Source organism: Klebsiella sp. X1-16S-Nf21, assembly GCF_002837615.1.
GTDB classification, from domain to species: Bacteria; Pseudomonadota; Gammaproteobacteria; order Enterobacterales; family Enterobacteriaceae; genus Klebsiella; species Klebsiella variicola.
In genome coordinates this window covers 1-6,256 of the sequence record NZ_PJDK01000131.1, presented here as the reverse complement: position 1 = coordinate 6,256, position 6,256 = coordinate 1, and the positions used below count along the sequence as shown (strand labels likewise).

Sequence of the window (6,256 nt, the reverse complement as noted above, 5' to 3'; positions counted from 1 at the left end):
CCGCCGCGTAAGCACCGCGATGCTGACCCGGATCATGAACATGGCGGCGGAAGATCATCAGCCACCGCTGGTGCGTGGCCGTCGCGTGAAGCTGAAATATGCCCACGCCGGGGGCTACAACCCGCCTATCGTGGTGATCCACGGTAACCAGGTGAAGGATCTGCCGGATTCCTACAAGCGCTACCTGATGAACTACTTCCGTAAATCCCTGGACGTGATGGGTACGCCAATCCGGATCCAGTTCAAGGAAGGGGAAAACCCGTTCGCCAACAAGCGCAACACCCTGACGCCGAACCAGATGCGTAAACGTAAGCGCTTGATCAAGCACATCAAGAAAAGCAAATAATCATCAAACCCGCTTCGGCGGGTTTTTTGTGGCCGCCATGCCGGTAAATGTCAAAACCTTCCGCCATAATCCCGCGATACTTCGCGGGGAACAGAGCGGCTCAAAGGTGGACTTACTATGCAGATTGGTTTTATCGGCCTCGGCGCGGTGGTGGAAACCGCCTATTTACCGGCGCTGCGTCGCCTGGGAAACGTCATCGACCGCTGCCATGGCTATGATCTGGACAGCAGCAGAGCGCTGCCGGGGATCCAGCGCTGTAATTCGCTGTCGGCACTGCTGGCCGAACCTCTGGATACGCTCTTCATTACCACCTCATCACTTCAGCATCTGCCCGTGCTGGAGAGAGCGTTAGCCAGCGGCATTTCCCGCATCGTGGTGGAAAAGCCGATCGTGGCCAACCTTGAGCAGGCCGCCCGACTGCGGGCGCTGCTGGCACCGCCTGAGCAGGCCGCGCGGGTGCTGGCTCTTGACCACTGGATGGCGCGAGGCGTTGCGCTGAACGCTCCTGGCCCACGGTGGCGGGCGGAAGGGGAGGCCAGCCGCCAGCCGCCGCCGCACCTGTCAGCGCAGGATATCGTCTGGCTCGAAGGCTATTTACAGGAGCCAAGCGGCTTTAACGCTGCCGGAGAGCCGGTCGCGCTCAATTTTGCCACCGGGGAGCTGGATACCCGGCAGCTGCGTCACCCTGATGGGGTGATCCTTGATATCGGCACCCATGTCCTGGCGATGCTCCGCGAAACCCTGCACGCCAGCGGAAGCGATACGGCGCTGAGCCTTTCCCTTCGGGTGGCGAAAGACCGCCTCGGCCATGACATTGCCCCTGGGGATACGGTCACCGCAGAGGGGGAGGCGCATCTGCAGGGAACCCTCGGAACTATCCCGCTTAATATCTGGCTAAACAAATACGCGGGCCCCGCAGGCGGGCAAAAGGGAATGCGGATAGGGCTGCGGGACGGGCGAATCCTCATCCTCGACCGCTCCCCTGAGGGCGAAGTGGTGACGCTGCACGACGGCGAGCGGATCCAGCGCTGGACCCGCCCCGGGACGATCTATTCGCACTGCCTCGATGAGCAGATCCTCGGCGCGGATAATCTGTTTATCCGGGCGCCCGACAGCGTGGCCGGGTTGACGCGACGTCGGCTTGAGGAAGTGGAATGGCTGCTCCGGCTACAGCAGCAATTACGCGGCCCTCATTAAACCCGGAACATGATAAAATAGGTGCAGATAAACGTTGAAAGGAATGGTTATGGAACTTGATTGCCCTCTGTGCCACGCGCCGTTAGATGTCAAAGGCAGCAGCGCGCATTGCGCCCAGTGCGAAAGGGTATTTGCCCTCGAGGCCCGCTGCCCGGAATGCCACCAGCCGCTGGAGGTGCTCAAGGCGTGCGGCGCGGTGGATTACTTTTGCCAGCATGGGCATGGCCTGATCTCGAAAAAACGGGTGGAATTTATTCCGCTGGTTTAGCGGGTGAAGGCTTTCTGGCCCGCGTTTTTTTCACCGGCGCGATCTGCTTCACTTCGCTTTCGATCCAGCCGTCTTTCAGGCGGGTGGTGAGCAGATCGCCGGTTTTGACCTGTTTCGTCTGTTTCAGCACCGTACCGTCGCTCACCGAGGTGACGCTGTAGCCGCGCGCCAGAGTGGCTAAGGGACTCACCGCCTCCAGATGGGTCACCGCGTTGCCAAACCGTTCACGCCGCTCGCTGAGGCGGCCACGCATATTTTCCGCCAGCCGGTATTCCAGCTGCTGGATCCGCGATTGCGCCCGGTGGATCCGTGGCTGCGGGTTGTAGTGATCCAGACGTTGAACGGTGCGCTTTTGCCGCTGTTCGGCGCGCTTAAGCTGCGATTCCACGGCGATACGCATCCGCTGGCGCAGGCGTTCCAGGGCGGTCTGCTGGCGGGCCAGGCGCAGCTGCGGATGCTGTTGCTGCAGGCGATGGAACAGCTGGGTAAAACGGCGCTGGCGACTGGCGAGGAAATAGTCCATCGCCATCTCCAGACGCTGCTGTCCGGACTGCAGCTGGCGCAGCAGCTCCTGCTGATTGCGGCTGACGATCTCCGCGGCGGCTGAGGGAGTCGGTGCTCGCAGGTCGGCAACAAAATCGGCGATCGTGACGTCGGTTTCATGGCCGACGGCGCTAACGATAGGGATCTGGCTGGCGAAAATAGCCCGTGCCACCCGTTCATCGTTAAAACTCCACAGATCCTCCAGCGAACCGCCGCCGCGTCCGACAATCAGTACGTCACACTCCTGGCGCGCGTTGGCCAGCGCGATGGCGCGCACAATCTGCCCGGGGGCGTCGTCACCCTGGACCGCGGTTGGGTAGATGATCACCGGCAGCCCGGGATCGCGGCGCCTGAGAACATGGAGAATATCGTGCAGCGCCGCACCGGTTTTCGAGGTGATGACGCCGACGCAGTGGGCGGGTGAGGGGAGCGCCTGCTTATGTTTTTGCTCGAACAGTCCTTCCGCCGTTAACTGCGCTTTGAGCTGCTCATACTTCTGCTGTAATAACCCTTCGCCGGCGGGCTGCATGCTTTCGACGATAATCTGGTAGTCGCCGCGCGGCTCATACAGGGTGATGTTGGCGCGAACCAGCACCTGCTGCCCGTGCTGTGGGCGAAACGTCACCCGGCGGTTGCTGTTGCGGAACATCGCGCAGCGCACCTGGGCGTTATCGTCTTTTAAGGTGAAGTACCAGTGGCCAGAGGAGGGCTGGCTGAAGTTAGAGATCTCGCCGCTGATCCAAACCTGGCCCATTTCGCGCTCAAGCAGCAGACGCACCGTCTGATTGAGGCGGCTTACGGTAAAAATTGCGGGGGATTGAGAGGGTAACATGTGAGCAAGATCAAACTTTAAATCAGCAGGTTATTCAGTCGATAGTAACGCGCTCAGAGGGGATGGCAAGTATTATTTGCAAAAAAGGGTAGATGCAATCGGTTACGCTCTGTATAATGCCACGGCAATATTTATCCACCCTGGTCGAGATATTGCCCATGCTACGTATCGCTAAAGAAGCCCTGACGTTTGACGACGTCCTCCTCGTTCCCGCTCATTCTACCGTTCTGCCGAATACTGCCGATCTCAGCACTCAGCTGACGAAAACCATTCGTCTGAATATTCCTATGCTCTCCGCAGCCATGGATACCGTAACGGAAGCGCGTCTGGCTATTGCCCTGGCACAGGAAGGCGGCATCGGCTTTATTCACAAAAACATGTCCATCGAGCGCCAGGCGGAAGAAGTTCGTCGCGTGAAGAAACATGAGTCCGGCGTGGTCACCGACCCGCAGACCGTTCTGCCAACCACCACCCTGCGTGAAGTGAAAGAGCTGACCGAGCGTAACGGCTTCGCCGGCTACCCGGTGGTTACCGAAGAGAACGAGCTGGTCGGTATCATCACTGGCCGCGACGTGCGTTTCGTCACCGATTTGAACCAGCCGGTCAGCGTCTATATGACCCCGAAAGAGCGCCTGGTTACCGTACGTGAAGGCGAAAGCCGCGAGGTGGTCTTCGCTAAGATGCATGAAAAACGCGTTGAGAAGGCGCTGGTCGTGGATGAGAGCTTCCACCTGCGCGGCATGATCACCGTTAAAGATTTCCAGAAAGCAGAACGTAAACCGAATGCCTGTAAAGATGAGCAGGGACGTCTGCGCGTAGGCGCGGCGGTCGGCGCCGGTGCCGGCAACGAAGAGCGCGTAGACGCGCTGGTAGCCGCGGGCGTTGACGTTCTGCTGATCGACTCCTCGCACGGTCATTCTGAAGGCGTCCTGCAGCGCATTCGTGAAACCCGCGCGAAATACCCGGACCTGCAGATCATCGGCGGCAACGTGGCCACCGGTGCAGGCGCGCGCGCGCTGGCGGAAGCCGGTTGCAGCGCGGTGAAAGTGGGTATCGGCCCGGGCTCCATCTGTACGACCCGTATCGTCACCGGTGTGGGCGTGCCGCAGATCACCGCCGTTTCCGACGCGGTGGAAGCACTGGAAGGGACCGGTATTCCGGTTATCGCTGACGGCGGTATCCGTTTCTCCGGCGATATCGCCAAAGCCATCGCTGCCGGCGCGGCCGCGGTGATGGTCGGCTCTATGCTGGCGGGTACCGAAGAATCCCCGGGTGAAATCGAACTCTACCAGGGCCGTTCTTACAAATCTTACCGCGGCATGGGCTCTCTTGGCGCGATGTCTAAAGGCTCCTCTGACCGCTACTTCCAGAGCGATAACGCCGCTGACAAACTGGTGCCGGAAGGTATCGAAGGCCGCGTGGCCTATAAAGGTCGCCTGAAAGAAATCATTCACCAGCAGATGGGCGGTCTGCGTTCCTGTATGGGTCTGACCGGCTGTGGTACCATTGACCTGCTGCGTACCAAAGCTGAATTCGTACGCATCAGCGGTGCGGGCATTCAGGAAAGCCACGTTCACGACGTGACCATCACCAAAGAGTCCCCGAACTACCGTCTGGGCTCCTGATTTCTTCGCCCGACCTAGCGTCGGGCGATTTATTTACTCTGTTTCACTTGCCTCGGAATTAGCGTCAATGACGGAAAACATTCATAAACATCGCATTCTCATCCTCGACTTCGGCTCTCAGTATACTCAGCTGGTGGCGCGTCGCGTGCGTGAGCTGGGCGTCTACTGTGAGCTGTGGGCGTGGGATGTCACAGAAGCACAGATCCGCGAATTCAATCCAAGCGGCATCATTCTTTCCGGCGGCCCGGAAAGTACTACCGAAGAGAACAGCCCGCGCGCGCCGCAGTATGTGTTTGAAGCCGGCGTGCCGGTATTTGGCGTCTGCTACGGCATGCAGACCATGGCGATGCAGCTGGGCGGCCATGTGGAAGGTTCTAACGAGCGTGAGTTTGGCTACGCGCAGGTTGAAGTGGTTAACGACAGCGCGCTGGTGCGCGGTATCGAAGACTCCCTGACCGCGGACGGCAAACCGTTGCTGGACGTGTGGATGAGCCACGGCGACAAAGTTACCGCCATCCCGTCTGACTTCGTCACCGTCGCCAGCACCGACAACTGCCCGTTTGCCATTATGGCCAACGAAGAAAAACGCTTCTACGGCGTGCAGTTCCACCCGGAAGTGACCCACACCCGTCAGGGGATGCGTATGCTGGAGCGCTTCGTGCGCGACATCTGCCAGTGCGAAGCCCTGTGGACCCCGGCGAAAATCATCGACGACGCCGTCGAGCGTATCCGCCAGCAGGTTGGCGATGACAAAGTGATCCTCGGCCTCTCCGGCGGCGTGGACTCTTCGGTGACCGCGATGTTGCTGCACCGCGCCATCGGCAAAAACCTGACCTGCGTATTCGTGGATAACGGTCTCCTGCGTCTGAATGAAGCGCAGCAGGTGATGGACATGTTTGGCGACCACTTTGGCCTGAACATTGTTCACGTTGAAGGCGAGCAGCGCTTCCTCGACGCGCTGAAAGGCGAGAACGATCCGGAAGCGAAACGTAAAATCATCGGCCGCGTCTTCGTGGAAGTGTTCGACGAAGAAGCGCTGAAGCTGGACGACGTCAAATGGCTGGCGCAGGGTACCATCTACCCTGACGTTATCGAGTCTGCCGCTTCCGCTACCGGTAAAGCACACGTCATTAAATCTCACCACAACGTGGGCGGCCTGCCGAAAGAGATGAAGATGGGGCTGGTTGAGCCGCTGCGTGAGCTGTTCAAAGACGAAGTGCGTAAGATCGGTCTGGAACTGGGCCTGCCGTACGATATGCTCTACCGTCACCCGTTCCCGGGCCCGGGCCTCGGCGTGCGCGTGCTGGGCGAAGTGAAGAAAGAGTACTGCGACCTGCTGCGTCGTGCGGACGCTATCTTCATCGAAGAGCTACACAAAGCTGACCTGTACAACAAAGTGAGCCAGGCGTTTACCGTGTTCCTGCCGGTGCGCTCCGTCGGCGTAA

5 protein-coding genes and 1 pseudogene are annotated in these 6,256 nt (G+C 59.6%); 5 read left to right on the top strand and 1 reads right to left on the bottom strand.

What is annotated here, in order from left to right; all coding sequences use genetic code 11:
• From CW267_RS29305 to CW267_RS29295, 3 genes and pseudogenes are all read left to right on the top strand, one after another.
• Positions 1 to 346, top strand: a pseudogene (locus CW267_RS29305) (ribosome biogenesis GTPase Der); the annotation flags it as partial.
• Positions 347 to 463: 117 nt separating this feature from the next.
• On the top strand, positions 464 to 1,543 hold the full coding sequence (locus CW267_RS29300; RefSeq protein WP_049155075.1) for a Gfo/Idh/MocA family oxidoreductase: 1,080 nt from the start codon (positions 464 to 466) through the stop codon (positions 1,541 to 1,543).
• Between the two features lie 49 nt (positions 1,544 to 1,592).
• The gene (locus tag CW267_RS29295) at positions 1,593 to 1,811 is read left to right on the top strand and encodes a zinc ribbon domain-containing protein (protein WP_004201901.1); all 219 of its coding nucleotides are present in this window, start codon (positions 1,593 to 1,595) and stop codon (positions 1,809 to 1,811) included.
• On the opposite strand, the gene xseA is transcribed toward CW267_RS29295, so the two are convergent.
• Positions 1,795 to 3,186, bottom strand: a complete 1,392-nt coding sequence (xseA, locus tag CW267_RS29290) for an exodeoxyribonuclease VII large subunit (protein WP_016161631.1) — start codon at positions 3,184 to 3,186, stop codon at positions 1,795 to 1,797. The genes CW267_RS29295 and xseA overlap by 17 nt on opposite strands.
• Before the next feature lie 158 nt (positions 3,187 to 3,344).
• Between xseA and guaB the strand changes: the two genes are divergently transcribed.
• A complete protein-coding gene (guaB, locus tag CW267_RS29285) occupies positions 3,345 to 4,811 on the top strand; it encodes an IMP dehydrogenase (protein ID WP_004151980.1) in 1,467 nt (488 codons plus the stop codon).
• 67 nt (positions 4,812 to 4,878) lie between these two features.
• On the top strand, positions 4,879 to 6,256 hold a 1,378-nt coding region (guaA, locus tag CW267_RS29280; RefSeq protein WP_101148704.1), incomplete at its 3' end, for a glutamine-hydrolyzing GMP synthase.